19 protein-coding genes are annotated in these 15,460 nt (G+C 36.7%); 18 read left to right on the top strand and 1 reads right to left on the bottom strand.

Annotated elements, in window-relative coordinates; all coding sequences use genetic code 11:
* Positions 1-11 precede the first annotated feature (11 nt).
* The 15 genes from MKY46_RS17235 to MKY46_RS17165 all read left to right on the top strand — a co-directional run bounded on the left by MKY46_RS17235 (position 12) and on the right by MKY46_RS17165 (position 12,754).
* Positions 12-2,702 (top strand): tape measure protein, encoded by a 2,691-nt coding sequence (locus MKY46_RS17235; RefSeq protein WP_340834900.1) that lies wholly within the window; start codon positions 12-14, stop codon positions 2,700-2,702.
* Positions 2,699-3,397 (top strand): LysM peptidoglycan-binding domain-containing protein, encoded by a 699-nt coding sequence (locus MKY46_RS17230; protein WP_340834898.1) that lies wholly within the window; start codon positions 2,699-2,701, stop codon positions 3,395-3,397. Before MKY46_RS17235 ends, MKY46_RS17230 begins: the two co-directional genes overlap by 4 nt.
* A gap of 1 nt (position 3,398) precedes the next feature.
* On the top strand, positions 3,399-4,367 hold the full coding sequence (locus MKY46_RS17225) for an XkdQ/YqbQ family protein (protein WP_340834895.1): 969 nt from the start codon (positions 3,399-3,401) through the stop codon (positions 4,365-4,367).
* On the top strand, positions 4,364-4,696 hold the full coding sequence (locus tag MKY46_RS17220) for a DUF2577 domain-containing protein (protein WP_340834893.1): 333 nt from the start codon (positions 4,364-4,366) through the stop codon (positions 4,694-4,696). Before MKY46_RS17225 ends, MKY46_RS17220 begins: the two co-directional genes overlap by 4 nt.
* The gene (locus MKY46_RS17215) at positions 4,690-5,106 is read left to right on the top strand and encodes a DUF2634 domain-containing protein (RefSeq protein ID WP_340834892.1); all 417 of its coding nucleotides are present in this window, start codon (positions 4,690-4,692) and stop codon (positions 5,104-5,106) included. Before MKY46_RS17220 ends, MKY46_RS17215 begins: the two co-directional genes overlap by 7 nt.
* Positions 5,099-6,190: a baseplate J/gp47 family protein gene (locus tag MKY46_RS17210; protein WP_340834891.1), complete on the top strand. Its 1,092-nt coding sequence runs from the start codon at positions 5,099-5,101 to the stop codon at positions 6,188-6,190. The genes MKY46_RS17215 and MKY46_RS17210 overlap by 8 nt, the downstream gene beginning before the upstream one ends.
* A complete protein-coding gene (locus MKY46_RS17205; protein ID WP_340834888.1) occupies positions 6,187-6,843 on the top strand; it encodes a putative phage tail protein in 657 nt (218 codons plus the stop codon). Before MKY46_RS17210 ends, MKY46_RS17205 begins: the two co-directional genes overlap by 4 nt.
* The gene (locus MKY46_RS17200) at positions 6,840-7,148 is read left to right on the top strand and encodes a hypothetical protein (RefSeq protein WP_340834886.1); all 309 of its coding nucleotides are present in this window, start codon (positions 6,840-6,842) and stop codon (positions 7,146-7,148) included. Before MKY46_RS17205 ends, MKY46_RS17200 begins: the two co-directional genes overlap by 4 nt.
* On the top strand, positions 7,141-7,740 hold the full coding sequence (locus tag MKY46_RS17195; RefSeq protein WP_340834884.1) for a hypothetical protein: 600 nt from the start codon (positions 7,141-7,143) through the stop codon (positions 7,738-7,740). Before MKY46_RS17200 ends, MKY46_RS17195 begins: the two co-directional genes overlap by 8 nt.
* Before the next feature lies 1 nt (position 7,741).
* Positions 7,742-10,366: a sialidase family protein gene (locus tag MKY46_RS17190; RefSeq protein WP_340834882.1), complete on the top strand. Its 2,625-nt coding sequence runs from the start codon at positions 7,742-7,744 to the stop codon at positions 10,364-10,366.
* Positions 10,366-10,587, top strand: a complete 222-nt coding sequence (locus MKY46_RS17185; protein ID WP_340834880.1) for a hypothetical protein — start codon at positions 10,366-10,368, stop codon at positions 10,585-10,587. The genes MKY46_RS17190 and MKY46_RS17185 overlap by 1 nt, the downstream gene beginning before the upstream one ends.
* Positions 10,587-10,742: an XkdX family protein gene (locus MKY46_RS17180; protein ID WP_340834878.1), complete on the top strand. Its 156-nt coding sequence runs from the start codon at positions 10,587-10,589 to the stop codon at positions 10,740-10,742. The genes MKY46_RS17185 and MKY46_RS17180 overlap by 1 nt, the downstream gene beginning before the upstream one ends.
* 78 nt (positions 10,743-10,820) lie before the next feature.
* A complete protein-coding gene (locus MKY46_RS17175; RefSeq protein ID WP_340834876.1) occupies positions 10,821-11,558 on the top strand; it encodes a hypothetical protein in 738 nt (245 codons plus the stop codon).
* A 78-nt stretch (positions 11,559-11,636) separates the two neighbouring features.
* Positions 11,637-12,041, top strand: coding sequence for a phage holin family protein (locus tag MKY46_RS17170; RefSeq protein WP_340834874.1), 405 nt, complete (start codon positions 11,637-11,639; stop codon positions 12,039-12,041).
* Positions 12,038-12,754, top strand: coding sequence for a peptidoglycan recognition protein family protein (locus MKY46_RS17165; protein WP_340834872.1), 717 nt, complete (start codon positions 12,038-12,040; stop codon positions 12,752-12,754). The genes MKY46_RS17170 and MKY46_RS17165 overlap by 4 nt, the downstream gene beginning before the upstream one ends.
* A gap of 104 nt (positions 12,755-12,858) precedes the next feature.
* Here MKY46_RS17165 and MKY46_RS17160 read toward each other — a convergent pair whose 3' ends face one another.
* Positions 12,859-13,020: a hypothetical protein gene (locus tag MKY46_RS17160; RefSeq protein ID WP_340834871.1), complete on the bottom strand. Its 162-nt coding sequence runs from the start codon at positions 13,018-13,020 to the stop codon at positions 12,859-12,861.
* A gap of 164 nt (positions 13,021-13,184) precedes the next feature.
* On the opposite strand from MKY46_RS17160, the gene MKY46_RS17155 reads away from it, so the two are divergent.
* From MKY46_RS17155 to MKY46_RS17145, 3 genes are all read left to right on the top strand, one after another.
* Complete coding sequence (locus tag MKY46_RS17155) at positions 13,185-13,358, top strand: transcriptional regulator (RefSeq protein WP_445299953.1); 174 nt, start codon at positions 13,185-13,187, stop codon at positions 13,356-13,358.
* A complete protein-coding gene (locus MKY46_RS17150; protein ID WP_340834866.1) occupies positions 13,355-14,614 on the top strand; it encodes a Y-family DNA polymerase in 1,260 nt (419 codons plus the stop codon). The genes MKY46_RS17155 and MKY46_RS17150 overlap by 4 nt, the downstream gene beginning before the upstream one ends.
* 199 nt (positions 14,615-14,813) lie before the next feature.
* A complete protein-coding gene (locus MKY46_RS17145) occupies positions 14,814-15,449 on the top strand; it encodes a hypothetical protein (protein ID WP_141904655.1) in 636 nt (211 codons plus the stop codon).
* Positions 15,450-15,460 lie beyond the last annotated feature (11 nt).

The following is a 15,460-nucleotide window of genomic DNA, read 5'->3' as shown; positions in this document are numbered from 1 at the left end:
TACGTACAACCATGTCACTAACTGATAAAATGACTGGTACGCTTCAAAAAATGATGAAAGCGATGAACAGTACAATTAGAGCAATGGAACAGATGCATACAGCATCTAATCAAGTTGGTGATATGAGAAGTTTGCAGAGAGCTCGGCGCGATATAGAAAGTGCTAGTGCATCTTTTGAACGTTTAAGAGCAAGTGCCAGGTTAGCTGGTAGAGAAGGGCACAATACTGGTAATATGTTACGAAATGGCTTGAATAGTGTTCGGGATAGCGCCAATTCAGCCACCAGTAGTGTGCGCAGCTTGATATCAAGTCTTATGGGATTTGCAGCTGCGTACTTATCTATTCAAGGAGTTTCTAATGGTTTTAATAAATTTACTCAAGCTTCGGATAACTACTCTAATACGAATGCTCGATTAGCTAATATTAATGATGGATTGCAAACACAAGCTGACTTGCAAGACAAGATATATAGGGCATCTCAAAGAAGTTTAAGTTCGTATAATGACACTGCTTCTAGTGTAGCTAAATTAAATTTGTTAGCAGGAGATGCTTTTGCTAGTAACGACGAAGCGATACGATTTAGTGAGCTAATGAATAAGTCTTTCTCAGTATCTGGCGCAGGAAACCAAGAAAAGTCCGCTGGTATGCATCAATTGACACAAGCGATGGCATCTGGGCGTTTACAAGGGGATGAGTTCACTTCTATAACTGAAAATGCCCCTTTACTTGCTAAAGCAATTGCTGATTCAGTAGGTAAAAGCATGGGTGAGTTAAAAGAAATGTCTTCAGATGGTGAAATAACGGCAGATATAATTAAAACTGCTTTATTTAATGCTGCCGATGATATAGAGAATAAATTCAGTAAGATGCCATTAACTTTCGCTGATGCTATGACAGTTTTTAAGAACTGGGCACAAACTGCATTTGAACCTTTATTTAAACGATTTAGTGAATTTGTTAATTCAAATGCATTCGGTGTTTTGGCAGGACATGCCATGATTTTTGTCAATTTATTCACAGCTGGTATATCGCTCGTATTCAGCGCTTTAGAAACTATGTACAACATAATTGGTGCAGTAGGACAATTTATGTATGATAACGCCAGTTGGGTAACTCCAATCCTTGTAATAATGGGGGTAGTTATAGGTTCTATAGTAGCAATTTTAATGACAAAATATGCAGTCTTGGGTTTAATACGCTTGGCTACTCTTGCATGGGCTGCTGCTCAATGGGTTGTAAACTCAGCATTTTTAGCTAACCCTATAACATGGGTATTGATTGGAATTATAGCAGTAATTGCTTTAGTTATAATGGCCATGGTTATGTGGTCAGAACAGACGGCCGCAGTAGTTGGTGCTATTGTTGGTTCTGTTTACTGGCTTGGTGCAGTAATTTACAACGTATTAATGGGTATTGGAAACTTTGGCATTATGGTAGCCGAATGGTTCGTGAACACATGGAATCAAGGGATTTTCATGGTTCAGCTAGCATGGATTGCTCTTAATTTATTAGTTCGTATGATTTTTGATGCTATAGGAAACGCAGCTCTAAGAGTTGCTGAGTTTTTCTTAAACAAGTGGAATGAGGCTGTTTATGGAGTACAATTGGCGTTCTATTTTATGCAAAAAGGTATACTCACAATCATGAGTGGCGTAGCTTCGGGTATAGTTGGAGCTGTAAATGATGCACTAGGCGCAATATCCACACTCATAAACGGTGCAGTTAAAGGTATTAATAAACTCATTGGTCTAATCAATAAGATTCCAGGTGTAGATATCAGTAATCTAGGAGAAGTTGACTTAAAGGCAAGTACATCTGCTGTTGATAAATTGAATAAAATAAAATCTGACTTAGAAAAGCCGACTAAAGCTGCTCCTGTTAACCTTGGGTCCTTTAATACTGCGGGAGCTTATATGAAAAGCGTAGAAATGCCTACAGCCCCTCAACAAGCTTCATTCGATCGTTTAGAGTACAAGAACTTAGGAGATGCGTATACTAAAGGTAATGAAGTAGGACAGGATTTTTCAATGGCTGCTAGCGAAAAATTAGGTGGCTTAATGGATAAAGCAAAGGGTTTAGTTGGATTAGGTAAGGATGACAAAAATAAAGAAAATCCTTTTACTGATAAAGCGAGTTTAATGGATGACGTTTTAAAAACCGCTCCATCTGAATCAGGTCTAGGCGCAGCAGGTGACCCTGACAAGGGAAAACTAAAAGGTGGAAAACTCGATAAAGTTAAAAAAATTGAGGATAAAGTCAATCTTGCTGATGAATATCTTGAAATATTTAAAGATATAGCAGAAGGAAAGGCCATCAATAACATTATTTCTCTTACACCTAACTTACAGGTCCATAATAATTTTGAAGATACTACAGGTAGCATGATGGAGAAAATGCTTAATAAGTATGATGATTTATCCAGAGTAGGCGGTAATTCATCTGAAATTAATGAACATATATCAAACTCATTAACCGCTCCGTCTAGAGATGATATTACAGTTTCAAAAGATATACGAGAAAAAGTATCCTCTTCACCTATTACAAACAATAATAAAACCATAGTTCAGCATATTAAGAGTGATCCTAAGATCGAATTTTCCGGTGATATTCATAAAGATGTGGATTTAAACGAACTAATCAAACTAATAACAAAGTGGTTAAAGGATGAGCAAGATCGCTCTGTTGAGGGGGTATATACATGATAGGAATCTACCTTAGTGCAAATAATGACAAAGAGGGTTTCCGTATCCCTGTAAACCCTCCTGAGTTACCATTTAAAAACACCGCAGATGGTGAGGAATTTACAATCGCAAAAAAGGGAACTGTTAATGTACCTAAACCAATGAAGCTTACTGAGTTTGCATTTTCATCTTTTTTTCCTGCAAATGATACTCATTATGCAGAGACTCAATTTAAAGAGCCTAAAAAGTATATAGATCAAATAAACATGTGGATGGCCAAAGAAACGGTCATCCGCTTTATTTATGTTGGCGGTTCATTTTCTATTAATGAACAAGTGACAATCGAGAGTTTCGAAGTGAAAGACCAATATGGAACAGCGGATGTGGATTACACTATCTCTTTTAAAAAATACGTGCCGTTTGGGTTTAAAAAAATGGAAGTGGTAAAAAAAAGCACCACTAAAAAAGGAAAAGCCACTAAACAGCCAGCGAAAGTTGCAAAAAAGGAAGCCCCTCGAGATAATCCTAAACCAGTACCGCAAACGTATAGTTTGGTAAAGGGGGATTCTCTTTGGAAAATTGCTCAAAAGTATACAGGGAATGGAGCAAATTACAAGTCTCTACAATCGTTGAATGGAATAAAGGACAGTGAGTTAAGGAAACTACCTATAGGCTTAAAAGTAAAAATTCCACCTGAGTGGACGGCTAAGAAATGAGGTGACAGGTATAGAAGTATTAATCGACAATCGTGACGGAAATATATATGAAATACCTGTCACGTCAATTAGTTGGAAAACAGAAAAAACGGGAAAATCATCTGAACTTAATGTTAATCTGTTAAATCCTAAGCCACTTGAAAATAAAATTGTATCTGGGGCAATTGTAAGAGTAACTGATGATGAACACAAAATTTTCTACGGTTATTCATTTAAAGCTGGGTTTGGGATAAGCAGTGAATTTAAGATTACAGCTTATGACCAACTAAGGTATTTAATGTACAATGACACATTTGTAATGAAATCAATGCAGGCTGAGGCTGCTATAGCTCAAATATGCAGTCAAGCAAAATTAAAGTTAAGTGTATCTACGAAGACGGGCTATAAAGCGCCAGCAATGATAGAGGAAGATAAAAAGGCGTTAGATGTCGTTATGAAGTATATTGACTCGGCTATTGTTGCTACAAATCAAAGCTTTGTGTTTATGGACAATTTTGGCTCACTTGAGCTTCATAATATTAAAAATTTAGTTATCCCACCTACTGATTTTTATATAGGTGAAGAAAGTCTTTTGTATGATTATGATTATTCCATCTCTATTGATGATAGTTACAATCGAATTAAGCTCGTTTTAGATGATAAAAAGGCATCAAAGAGAAGGGTATTTATAGCGCAGGATAGTAACAATATCGCTAAATGGGGACAATTACAGTATTACGAAAAAGTAGATGAAAATATGACACGAGCGCAGGTTGAAAATTTACTTGATGCATTACTAACTGTACACAACAAAGAAAAAAAGAAACTGTCTTTGAAATGTTTAGGCGATTGGCGAGTAAGAGCAGGAAAAATGGTTTTCATCTTCATAGAAAAGCTGGGGCTAAAACAATTGTTTTTGGTGGATGCTTGTACACATGATTGGACACCTAAAGTCCACACAATGTCATTAGAATTGAAGGTGATTTCGTGAGTTTATTAGATTTAATCAAAACAACGGCTATGGCTGCATTCCAAGCATCCAATCCAGTCAATATTTTAGTAGGGGAAGTCATTGAATCAAAGCCACTCAGAATACAAGTCCATTCTAAACTCATCTTAACAGATGAGTTTTTGCTTGTGGCTGAACATTTAACAAGGCATGAGAGGGTTATTTCCATCGAAGACTATGAGATGCGTTATGCGAAACTAATACTAGAAGATGGATTAAAAGAAGGTGATAAGGTGATTATGCACAGGGTGCAAGGAGGGCGTCAATATTTTGTATCAGACAGATATAAGGAAGGAAGTAATATATGGTGATTCCAACGCAAGAAATAACAATAACACCAGAAATAGAGGTACTTGATGCGGTTGAATTACCCACTCGAACATACCACTTAGACTTAAAAAAAGGTTGTTGTAAAGGTTTCGTTGATGGTCAAAAAGCAATGGAACAAGCGATTTTTAAAGCTTTAAATACTATCCGTTTTGAACATCTAATCTATACAAATAACTACGGCTTTCAAAATATGGTTGGCTACGATGAGTTATATGTACGTGGTGATTTGGGCAGACGTATACACGAAGCCTTGTTACAAGATGAGCGTATAACGTCACTGGAAAATTTCAGCCTTGAGTTTACCAAGAAGGACGATGTTTTAGTTACATTTTTAGCTCGAACCATTTATGGTGATGTTAACTTATTGAGGGAGGCGATCAGGATTGCTTGAATACTTAGAATCACAATCTTTTGATAGTATTTTGACAGAATTACTTGAACGTGTTCCGGATGACATTGATAAGCGTGAAGGTAGTGTAATTTATGATGCTCTTGCACCTACAGCCTTAAAGATAGCTGAAACATATTGGGATATGGCTGTATTATATCGTCGAACTTTTGCAGCTACAGCAGACGGCGATGATCTTGAAAAGCGTGTTAATGAGCATGGAGTTGAGCGTAAAAAGGCAGGTAAAGCAATCCGTCGTGCTTTATTTTCAGATGGTGATGGACAACCACTTGATGTGGCTATAGATAGCCAATTTAAGCTAGATGCTATTGTATATAAGGTAAGTGAACGAATAGAAGCTGGAGAGTATAAAGTAGAAGCTCTGACAGCCGGATCAGTTGGAAATAAGGATTATGGCGAAATGTTGCCTATAGAAGCGAACGACAAATTAGGAAAAGCTATTCTAGCAGATGTACTTGTACCTGGTGAAGATGAGGAAACAGATGAATCATTATATTATAAATTTATAGATCATATCCGTGAAAAAACATTTGGTGGAAATCGTGCTGATTATAAGAAAAAGTTAATGGCCATTCAAGGTGTGGGCGGCGTTCGTTTACGACGTGCACCATTTGGAGGAGGGACTGTAAAAGCCATTATTATCGACTCGGATTTTAATGTTCCTACAACTGATTTTGTCTCCTATGTTCAAGAACTTATGGATCCGCTAGAGTTTAAGGGTGAAGGCTATGGCACAGCACCTATTGGCCATGAGGTAACTGTTGAAGGAGTGAGGAAAAATGAAATTACTGTTGAAAGTGAACTCGTCTTAAATGGTTCAACAATTGGACAAATTGAAGCTCAAGTGATTGGGACGTTAGAGGAGTATTTCGCTGAACTACGTGCAAATTGGTTTAAGGACTTTGACATCAATGTACGTATTACTCACATAGAATCTAGGCTTTTAAAGATCGAAGGTATAGAGGATATAGCATCAACGTTGTTAAATGGACTAGATAAAAATATCAACTTGATTGAAGATATTCCTGTTCTATCTAATGTAACATTGAGGGAAGTGAGTACATGACCAATGCATTTTTAGAGGAATTGCCATCTTACTATCAAGACATAAGAGAGTTTCGAGAGATGTCCAATACAGTTACAGTTAACTGGAATCAAATTGATGAAGCTCTCTTTAGCGTGGAAAACGATCAATTTATTTTAACATCATGTGAAGCGGCTATAGCAATAAGAGAAAAGGATTTTGGTATTCGTGCAGACCCTAAGAATGAAACATTGAAATTTCGCAAACTTAGATTACTTTCTCGTATGCAAGAAAGCGCTCCTTACGTTTTAGAGTATTTAGCAAAAACACTCACGGGATTGCTCGGAGAAAATAACCATAAAATATTGTTAGATATTAATAAATTTGATATGGAAGTAGCTATAGAAACTGAACAAACTATATTTTATAACGAGGTAGTAAACATTGTTGAAAGAATTGTTCCATTAAATATTGACTTAATGACAACAATACTTGCGTTAAAAGAGTGCCTTTTTATTTTAGGTGGTACTTATACATGGAGACTTGATTATAAAATCTGCGGTCGCTTTAAAACAGCAAGAACTCAAGGTGCATTAGGAAATGAAATTTTAAGTGTTTCAAATGGGGTTTATGGATTTCTTATAAATAATAATCGTATTTGTGGCAGATTTAGAGCTGGAGGTGTAAGAGATTGAATGAAATACAACCTTTATTAATAGATTTAGTCCAGCAATTTTTAAACAACTTGGTAGTAAAAGCAAAAATAACCATTGATAATGTTGAATACGAAAAAGAAATTTACCATACCAGTACAAAACATGGCTTACGAAAGTATGTGAAACTTTCTGCTGAACGAGGGTTAATAACCAAAGCAGCTTTAGTTGATAGTAATGGACGAGAGCTGTATGTAAAAACAATGAACTACCAAAAGGGTACAAAGGGTTATGTAATTGTATTTCCACTACAGATTGAAGCAAAGGAAGTGAAAGTGAATGGGTAAATTGATGATTGGAGAAATTCCGTTAAATCTAAAAACAAACCCTTACAATCGTACTCAATGGCATGACGATGTAGAAGACCCTAATACTGGTGAAATCATTGAAGAAGGTACAGCATTTATGTCTGAGTATGCAAATAACTTTGAATGGGGCATTTTTAACTCATATCGTTATTTGATCGAAATGAATCGGCAAATAGAACGAATGCGTGTACAAATGGAGCTTGATGGCCGAGTGCCAGGCAACAGTGGAACATTTGCAGATACACTTGATGGCAGCTCAAATAAAATTAAATTAGATAACACCTTAACAGATATTATCGAAGCTGTTACAGCTGGAACAACTACTTTAAAAGTGGCAAGTGTAGAAGGATTCACAGCTTTTACACAGGTCACTATTTTTGATGATGAACACAACGAAGACATTGTGATTACTGAGGTTAGCTCAGACACTATTAAAGTACAAGCACTTGCTAATAATTATAAAAAAGGCGCTAAAGTGGCTCGAAGTAATGTCTCGATTGATATGGTCAATGCTGAAATGGGTGTGGGCGATTGGCAAACATATAAAGTTGAGTTAGTGGAGGTGGTTTAGAATGGCAAAGTATTATTATGACAAGTTTACAGCGATAGCTACCAGACCAAAAGTGATACAAGAGACAAGAGGAGCGTCACTAGAAAAGGTAAGTAGCGATCTTATAGTTAAAGACTATTTAGGTATGCTGTTACCTGGAACAGCGATATTCGATAGTATTTTCCTAAGTGCCGAAATATACAATGATGGCATTAGTCTACAAGGTAATGGAGGAGATTTTACCAAGTACCCAAAACTTTATCAAATTTACCACTCTGGATTAGGTGGTTCTTCCGACTCTGGAGAGCAGTCGTTTTATTTCTACGGGAAATATGGCTCGACATTCGAATTTTATAGAATGCGTATAGTGTACTCTTCTGTCGATTATTCTTATAAAAGAGAGTTATTTAGACTAGATATAGTAGAAGGACCAACAACAACCTACTCAAAAGGCGCGCTATTACAGGCAAACGTTGTAGCAGAGGACAACACATACCCAACGAATGGACGGCATACTGATGGTTTTTGGTATGTTAAGGGTGTTGCAGCAGTTAAATTACCAGGCACTCTTGACATTGAAAGTGTTTCTATTGGATTAGGAACTAGTCGGAAATTAAGGGTCTTGGATAACGGTTGGTTGGTCGCTGCTGCTATAAAAACAGCTAGTAGACGTCGTGTGACATGGTATGTATCAAAAGACAACGGAATTACGTGGAACGATCTATGTTACACTACGATTTCTACAGCAGATATTAGCGGGGTAGCGATTGCTACATGGGGAAATCAGGTATTCTCTATACTAACAACTGTTAATGGTTCAGTGGCTCTTTATAAATTTGATGCGACAACACAAGGTTACTTTGATATTGGTGTCATTAAAAATTTAGGAATTTCCTTTAGCGTGGCATTGTACCCTTGTATTGAAATAGACCCTTTAAACGGGCGATTACATGTGGCGTTTGTCGGAAAAAGTACTACGTCGTACACGAAATCACAAAACATTATATACACAACTAGCCCAGACTTTGGAGTTAATTGGGCTACTCAAGTATTTTTAACAGGATTAGATATGGATAACAGCAATGTTTCCAATGTAAGCATGGCTTGGGTAAAAAATCGTGTATATCCTGTAGTAACATTTTACGCTACGGTTAATTTCACTTTTGGTGTGTTTTGTGTGTATCACAATGGTAGCTCGTGGATTCAAGTGCCCGTGCACACGTCCAGTACTCCAAGCTTAGGGATAACCAACCCAAGTGTGGTAAGTGACAATTCGGGAGTATTGCACATGACATGGCAAGCAATGCCTGAAGTAGGAATGCCACATCAGATATGGTACGCAAAGAGTTTAGACGGTGGAGCTACATGGATAAATAAAAAGACACTAACAAACTGGACTAGTGAATCAACATTCCCTGTGATAACAGTTGATAAAAATAATACATTATGTATTCTCATTTCAACTCGTGGTCCCTCATCTATGAGCTTTTATTACATTATGCAGATTCGCAGTTTAGATAACGGTGATACTTGGAATTTTACTACAGCTGCATTAAATGAAGGTGCTAATTTATACCACCCAGGAGGATTGTATGACCCGAAATTCAAAGTATTATTTAAACCTACAGCTCCGTTTATTTACCAGATGCCATCCTTACAATTTAGTGGAGGTATTGTAGCTAATAGTGCCCCTACTATCGCTGTATCGATCGAGAATAACCTAACACTTTATGAAAATGACACAATCAATATTTCAGGTAGTGCCTACGATGCAGACAAAGATCAATCGGTAACAGTGTTTTATCAGATTAACAGCGAACCTAGAAAAGTTTTGGCTACAAATGTCAGTCAAACACAAATTGCATTATCAAAGCAGTTGATGTTTAAGGATGGCAAATTGTATGATGGTGAAACGGTTCTTACTGGCAAACTTACAGAAGGTGTAGCACATATTTTAAAATTTTGGGCGGTAGATAGTGAAAACGCTCAGTCTACTACTGTAGAGCGCACGTTTTATGTCGTGCCTAATAGGGCACCACTACTTTCTATAGATGCGGTTGTCCCTTCAGGGGTTGTTGATGCGGATAACTTTAAAATCAACGGTACTGCATCGGATGAAGATGCTAATTCAAATGTTAAAGTAACAAGGAAAATAAACGGTGGAGATCCTGTTGAAATTTACAGTGGCCAAGGTGGAGCATGGGAGTTTGATGTATCGCTTGCTCAACTAGTGGTAGGTGAAAACACCATTGTTATTGAAGTAATCGACAACCACAATGCTAAGACTAGTAAGACAATAAAATTAAAGAAAAATGAAGTGAAAACGCCTATTTTACATTCTGTGGCGAGGTACAAGATTACACCTCCTGCTGGGTCTGCAAAGGGCGTTTTATTATTTGTCGAACGTGATGAGGAGATGGACCTTAAAGTTGAAATTTCCATGACGTTAACTGGCGAGCAGGAGCAGTATGAAACGCTCACAGCTGATAACACAGCGCCTATGCCCAATACAAATGGCATTGTGGAAGATACGTATTATTATGAGGCCACAGAGCCGAAAGACAATATTATTTTGAAACTTTCTACAACACGGCCAGATGCTACTGTGAATCATAAAATACACTTAATATCGGGGGCGGTAGAGTAATGGCTATTGAATATAAAAAGCGTGAACCAGATGGCTCTATGGGCCAACCAGTGAAGGTTGGAACTGGATTGAGCATAGATGAACAAGTGTTATCTCTTGGTGAACAATTAGCCCAAGAGAAGATTAAAGGGATTCAAAAAGATCTCCTTATTAATAGCCTTGGTCAAACAGTCACACAATTGAAACTAGAAATGTTGGCCATGAAAGGGGGCGAGGTATAATGCAATTTTGGCAAATCGCTTTTATGTACAAGTGGGTTACTGCAGCGCAATTACGATTAGCTGTCAAAACAGAAGCAAATCCTTTTGGAGAAATCACACCAAAACAGTACAATGAAATTACAGGGCAAGATTTCGAGACGCAAGCTGAGGCTTAGCGTTATTTTTATTGTCTAAATTAGAAGGAAATCCTTTCCTTTTGTCGAATGTAGTTTATGGATTGGAGGAAAGGAACCATGGTGTTATTAGAAAACGTAATAGATAATCCACATTATTTATTTTTATTGTCTATACTTATATACGTTATTCCTAGAGCAATTAATTATTGGAATACAACGCAATTTGAAAAAAAATTTATGAATGATTTACAAAGAATAAAGATAAGTTTCTGGAAACTAATCGTAATTGTTACATTTATAATGATAATCTCATATGTAAGAATATTATTCGATCCCGAGAAAAGACAAGAAATATTTTCAGTGGAATCTAGTGTGGTAATATCAATTTTTCTAGTTATTGGTGCAATTATAGTTGTACTATTTCAGGTGTTAATCATTATAATGAATTGGTTTGAAAAAAAATTAACATTAACTGCTGATTACTATTTAAAATTAGATAATACGAACGAAGAATGGAAAATTATTAAAATGTCTTCAAATAATTGTTTGATACTCCGTAAGAAGAGTGATAAAAAAGTTCAAATGATGCTAGAAGATTGGAAGGGTTTAGAAATAAGAGAGGTGAGAAGCGGAGAAATACCATTCAGTAAATTATTTAAGTTCTCTAATCAATATAGAAATATTCCAATGATATTATTAATAGTAATATTGATAATTATTTCTATTGCTTTTATGTTTAGTCCATTTCTATTTTTCGGCAGATTTTCGTTGATTCTATATATAATTGGTGGAGTAGGATCGTTTATAAGCGTGATTATATTAAAAAATTATACTGAGTATAAAAATAGTAATTAATATACTATGAATTTCATTAAAGTAGACGAGCATCCTCAGCTGAGGGTGCTTTTTATTATGCATAAAGGAAGTGTTGTAATGGAAAAATGGATCGCTGCAGTAAGTGGAGCAATCGGCACAATTATTTCTTATTCGGTTGATGGGTTAGGAATGGCTGTGACGGTTCTAATCGGTTTCATGGCTATTGACTATGCCACTGGCATCATGAGTGGAGTCGTTAATCAAAACTTAAACAGTCGTACAGGCTTTAACGGCATCATACGAAAGATTTATTACTTAATGCTAGTAGGATCGGTTTATTTATTGTCCGTTGTGATTCCTGGCATTGAGTATGCAGGAGATGGGGCAGCCATTGCATTTTGTGTATTGGAATTTATATCAATCACAGAAAATGGTACTAAAATGGGCTTGCCAATGCCTAACTTTGTTAAAAATATTTTAGCAATCGTGAAGGATAAAACAGGAGAGGGTGAGGTTAAATGAGTTACACTTTTAGACAAATCTTATTACCTTCAACAAAGTATTCAATTAAGGCACCATACATTATGTATCCACAATTCATAACCGTACACAATACAGCCAATGATGCACCAGCTGCTAATGAAGTCTCATACATGCTTGGCAATAATAATCAGGTTTCTTATCACGTTGCAATAGATGATAAAGAGGTTATTCAAGCAATACCTTTTAATCGAAATGCATGGCATTGTGGGGACGGTGGAGGTAGCACCGACCCTAACGCTTTAAAGAAAGGGAATCGCCTTTCTATTGGTATCGAAATCTGTTACAGCAAAAGTGGTGGCGTTCGCTATGGAGTAGCTGAGGAAAACGCTGTTCAATACATTGCAAAGCTATTAAAACAGTTTGGATGGGGCATTGAACGAGTGAAGAAACACCAGGACTGGAACGGCAAATATTGCCCTCACCGTATACTAGCGGAAGATCGTTGGGGTAGTTTCTTGAAAAGAATCGAAAATGCAATGAAACCTAATGAATCAGAACAACAAATTGGAGAGGATGATGATACGATGAAATTCACAAGCACAACTGCCAAAGCTGCAGTACGTGATTATATTCAACAAGCAGTCGATAAAGGATTAATTGATAAATCTTGGTTGGAGAAATTCGATAATGGCACTATGACAAGTGGTGATTTCGAAGGGTTGAAACTTATCATTGCACAGCGTAGTAATTAGTGACAGCAAAGTCCAGGTACTCATTAATTTGAGCATGGACTTTTTTTATTTCCACAAATTAATTGCTTAATAAAATACAAACCAAAGTAAATAAACCAAGACAGCTACATGCCATCTTGGTTTATTTTCATTTCTAATAATAATTGTTTACGTTCTAACATTAATTCCATGAGCTCGTCTACAGATCTAGCGCTAAGGTATTTAGCGCGTTCTTTATTCTTCGCTTGCCAACGCTTATTCGCCTCAGTCTGCGGATTCTTCTTCATTAAATCCTCCTTTTTTAATATACTACGATGATTTTTAAAAGGAAGTACCTTAATTTTTCCACATTTTACATTTGATAAAAAGCAAACATTTGTTCTAAAATGTATACAAACAAGTGTTCTTGCGTAAATTACAAACAGGAACATTTCACGTATCGGGAGGAAACATGATGTATGTATCTAAAAATGGATCTGTAACAAAAAGGCAAGTAAAGGTTATTAAAATCGTTGGTGATTCATTTCAAGCATTCTGTTTTACAAGACACGCAAAGCGTACTTTTTTAATCAGTAATGTTCTTGCTATTGTTCCAGTTATTTATAAGGAGCGTGGCGCTGTATGAACTACGATGGCATGCCAGATAGACCAATCATTTGCATCGATATGAAATGTTTTTATGCTAGCTGCGTGGCGATGTTACATGGGCTAGATATTTTAAAAACGCCAGTTGCAGTAGTAGCAAACTTTGACCAGCCAGGTAGCGTCGTGCTTGCGGCATCACCATTGATGAAAGAGAAATTTAAAATCAAAACTGGAAGTAGACGATATGAAATACCAAAGCACCCAGATATTAAGTTATTTGAGCCAAAAATGAGTTTCTTTATTCAAATGTCAATGACCATCACACAACTAATCGCTAATTATGTACCTGTAGATGCCATACATGTGTACAGCATAGACGAGAGCTTTGTTGATTTAACTGGCACTGAAAAACTTTGGGGCACAGCTGAGGAAACAGCAAAGGAAATACAGCAAGCCATACTTGACCAATTTAATGTACCTAGCGCTGTAGGTATGGGACCAAATATGTTGATGGCTAAATTAGCGCTCGATATTGAGGCAAAGAAAACTGGATTTGCTAAATGGACATATGAAGATATTCCCCAGAAACTTTGGTCTGTTCGACCCCTTTCTGAAATGTGGGGGATCGGAAAACAGATGGAAGCCAAGTTAAATGCGATGGGTATTCAAACAGTTGGTGGTTTAGCTAATGCGGAATTGGATGAATTAGAAAAGCAATTTGGCGTAATGGGTAATCAACTCTATTACCATGCATGGGGAATAGATCTATCCAAATTAGGGGAGCCGTTAATAGCAAACGGAGCGTTAAGTTTTGGGAAGGGCCAAATGTTGATGAGGGATTACCATACACGCAAGGAAATATCTGTGGTACTCCTCGAAATGTGCGAAGATGTCATGAAACGTGCGCGTGATGCAGGTTTTATTGGCCGCACTATCAGTTTGGGATTATCGTATAGTCATAATGCGATGACTAAAGGGTTTCATCGTTCAAGGACTATCTCAAATCCAACAAATGAAACACTTGTAATGTATAAAACATGTCTTGAGCTATTGGATGAACATTTTGCTGGTGAACCAGCTCGGCAACTATCTGTCCGTATATCCAACTTGGAAAGAGAGCATAGTATCCAACTAGATTTATTCGATGATCGAAAACCGCAGCGACAGCTGATTGGTCCAACGATGGACGCAATACGCAATCGTTTTGGTGCCACAGCTTTATTACGTGCTGTTTCGTTTACAGATGCAGGTACAGCTATCAGCCGTGATCGATTAGTTGGTGGGCATTTAGCATAAGGAATGATTGGATGATATAAGACAGAGACAATAAACCAAAGACTAGGCTCTCAAATGAGTACTTGGTCTTTTTTTTGTTTATATAGAGTTTTGATAGATATTTAATGGAATAATTATGTATATTTTACAGAGTTTTAAACATCGTGGAAAGCCTATTATTAAGATGTACCAATTAAACAACACAAGGAGGAAAATATTTATGGCAATTAATAAAGGAAATACTGATTTTAATTTAAGTGTTTCACAAACAGGGGATAAGAGTTTAAAAGTATCATGGAGTCGTAGTGGTGGTATTGGTTATAATGGTCGTATTGACATCCAACGTCCTGGAGATGGTCAAATTGTTTATTCTAAGACATATAACCAAGATGTTAAAAAGGGATCTTTCACATTTGAAGTTCCGTACTTCGGCGAATATAAAGTTCATATTAAGTCTAACAATGGCCAAACGTATGACTTCACTTATCGTAACGTATTCTTAAAAGCTGAAAAGGTAAAGAAATTCACATACAAAGCAGCGGATGTTAGAAAACATGAAGAGGGTGGCCTATTACAATTAGGAGTACTTACAGCTATTGGAATGTATGCTGCGACGTTAGGTTCAGTACTTTCAATATTTTTTGGTACAACACAAGCTACATCAACAAAATTCACATTCCCTAAACCACGAGTAGGAGATACTATGACGACTACTTATACACCTGTTATCGGGGGAGTACAAACAGTAGTTAAGTTTGTCCAAAAACCGTATAAAGATAAAAATGGTAATTCATTTAGTGGTGGTACTTACACATCAGCACCGACAGTTGCTAAATATATCACTTATCCTAAATAAATAAAAGTAAA

The sequence above is a fragment of the Lysinibacillus sp. FSL M8-0355 genome (genome assembly GCF_038008985.1).
GTDB lineage: Bacteria > Bacillota > Bacilli > Bacillales_A > Planococcaceae > Lysinibacillus > Lysinibacillus fusiformis_D.
The sequence above is the reverse complement of the archived record's forward strand: the minus strand, read 5'-3'. Positions and strand labels throughout refer to the sequence as shown.

Bases quoted from the DNA above. Each gene is read 5' to 3' on its own strand.
- MKY46_RS17155 (WP_445299953.1), top strand. From the start codon at position 13,185: ATGATGTATGTATCTAAAAATGGATCTGTAACAAAAAGGCAAGTAAAG.
- MKY46_RS17185 (WP_340834880.1), top strand. From the start codon at position 10,366: ATGGCTATTGAATATAAAAAGCGTGAACCAGATGGCTCTATGGGCCAA.
- MKY46_RS17160 (WP_340834871.1), bottom strand. From the start codon at position 13,020: ATGAAGAAGAATCCGCAGACTGAGGCGAATAAGCGTTGGCAAGCGAAG.
- MKY46_RS17180 (WP_340834878.1), top strand. From the start codon at position 10,587: ATGCAATTTTGGCAAATCGCTTTTATGTACAAGTGGGTTACTGCAGCG.
- MKY46_RS17230 (WP_340834898.1), top strand. From the start codon at position 2,699: ATGATAGGAATCTACCTTAGTGCAAATAATGACAAAGAGGGTTTCCGT.
- MKY46_RS17190 (WP_340834882.1), top strand. From the start codon at position 7,742: ATGGCAAAGTATTATTATGACAAGTTTACAGCGATAGCTACCAGACCA.
- MKY46_RS17215 (WP_340834892.1), top strand. From the start codon at position 4,690: ATGGTGATTCCAACGCAAGAAATAACAATAACACCAGAAATAGAGGTA.
- MKY46_RS17235 (WP_340834900.1), top strand. From the start codon at position 12: ATGTCACTAACTGATAAAATGACTGGTACGCTTCAAAAAATGATGAAA.
- MKY46_RS17195 (WP_340834884.1), top strand. From the start codon at position 7,141: ATGGGTAAATTGATGATTGGAGAAATTCCGTTAAATCTAAAAACAAAC.
- MKY46_RS17205 (WP_340834888.1), top strand. From the start codon at position 6,187: ATGACCAATGCATTTTTAGAGGAATTGCCATCTTACTATCAAGACATA.
- MKY46_RS17165 (WP_340834872.1), top strand. From the start codon at position 12,038: ATGAGTTACACTTTTAGACAAATCTTATTACCTTCAACAAAGTATTCA.
- MKY46_RS17170 (WP_340834874.1), top strand. From the start codon at position 11,637: ATGGAAAAATGGATCGCTGCAGTAAGTGGAGCAATCGGCACAATTATT.
- MKY46_RS17150 (WP_340834866.1), top strand. From the start codon at position 13,355: ATGAACTACGATGGCATGCCAGATAGACCAATCATTTGCATCGATATG.
- MKY46_RS17175 (WP_340834876.1), top strand. From the start codon at position 10,821: ATGGTGTTATTAGAAAACGTAATAGATAATCCACATTATTTATTTTTA.
- MKY46_RS17145 (WP_141904655.1), top strand. From the start codon at position 14,814: ATGGCAATTAATAAAGGAAATACTGATTTTAATTTAAGTGTTTCACAA.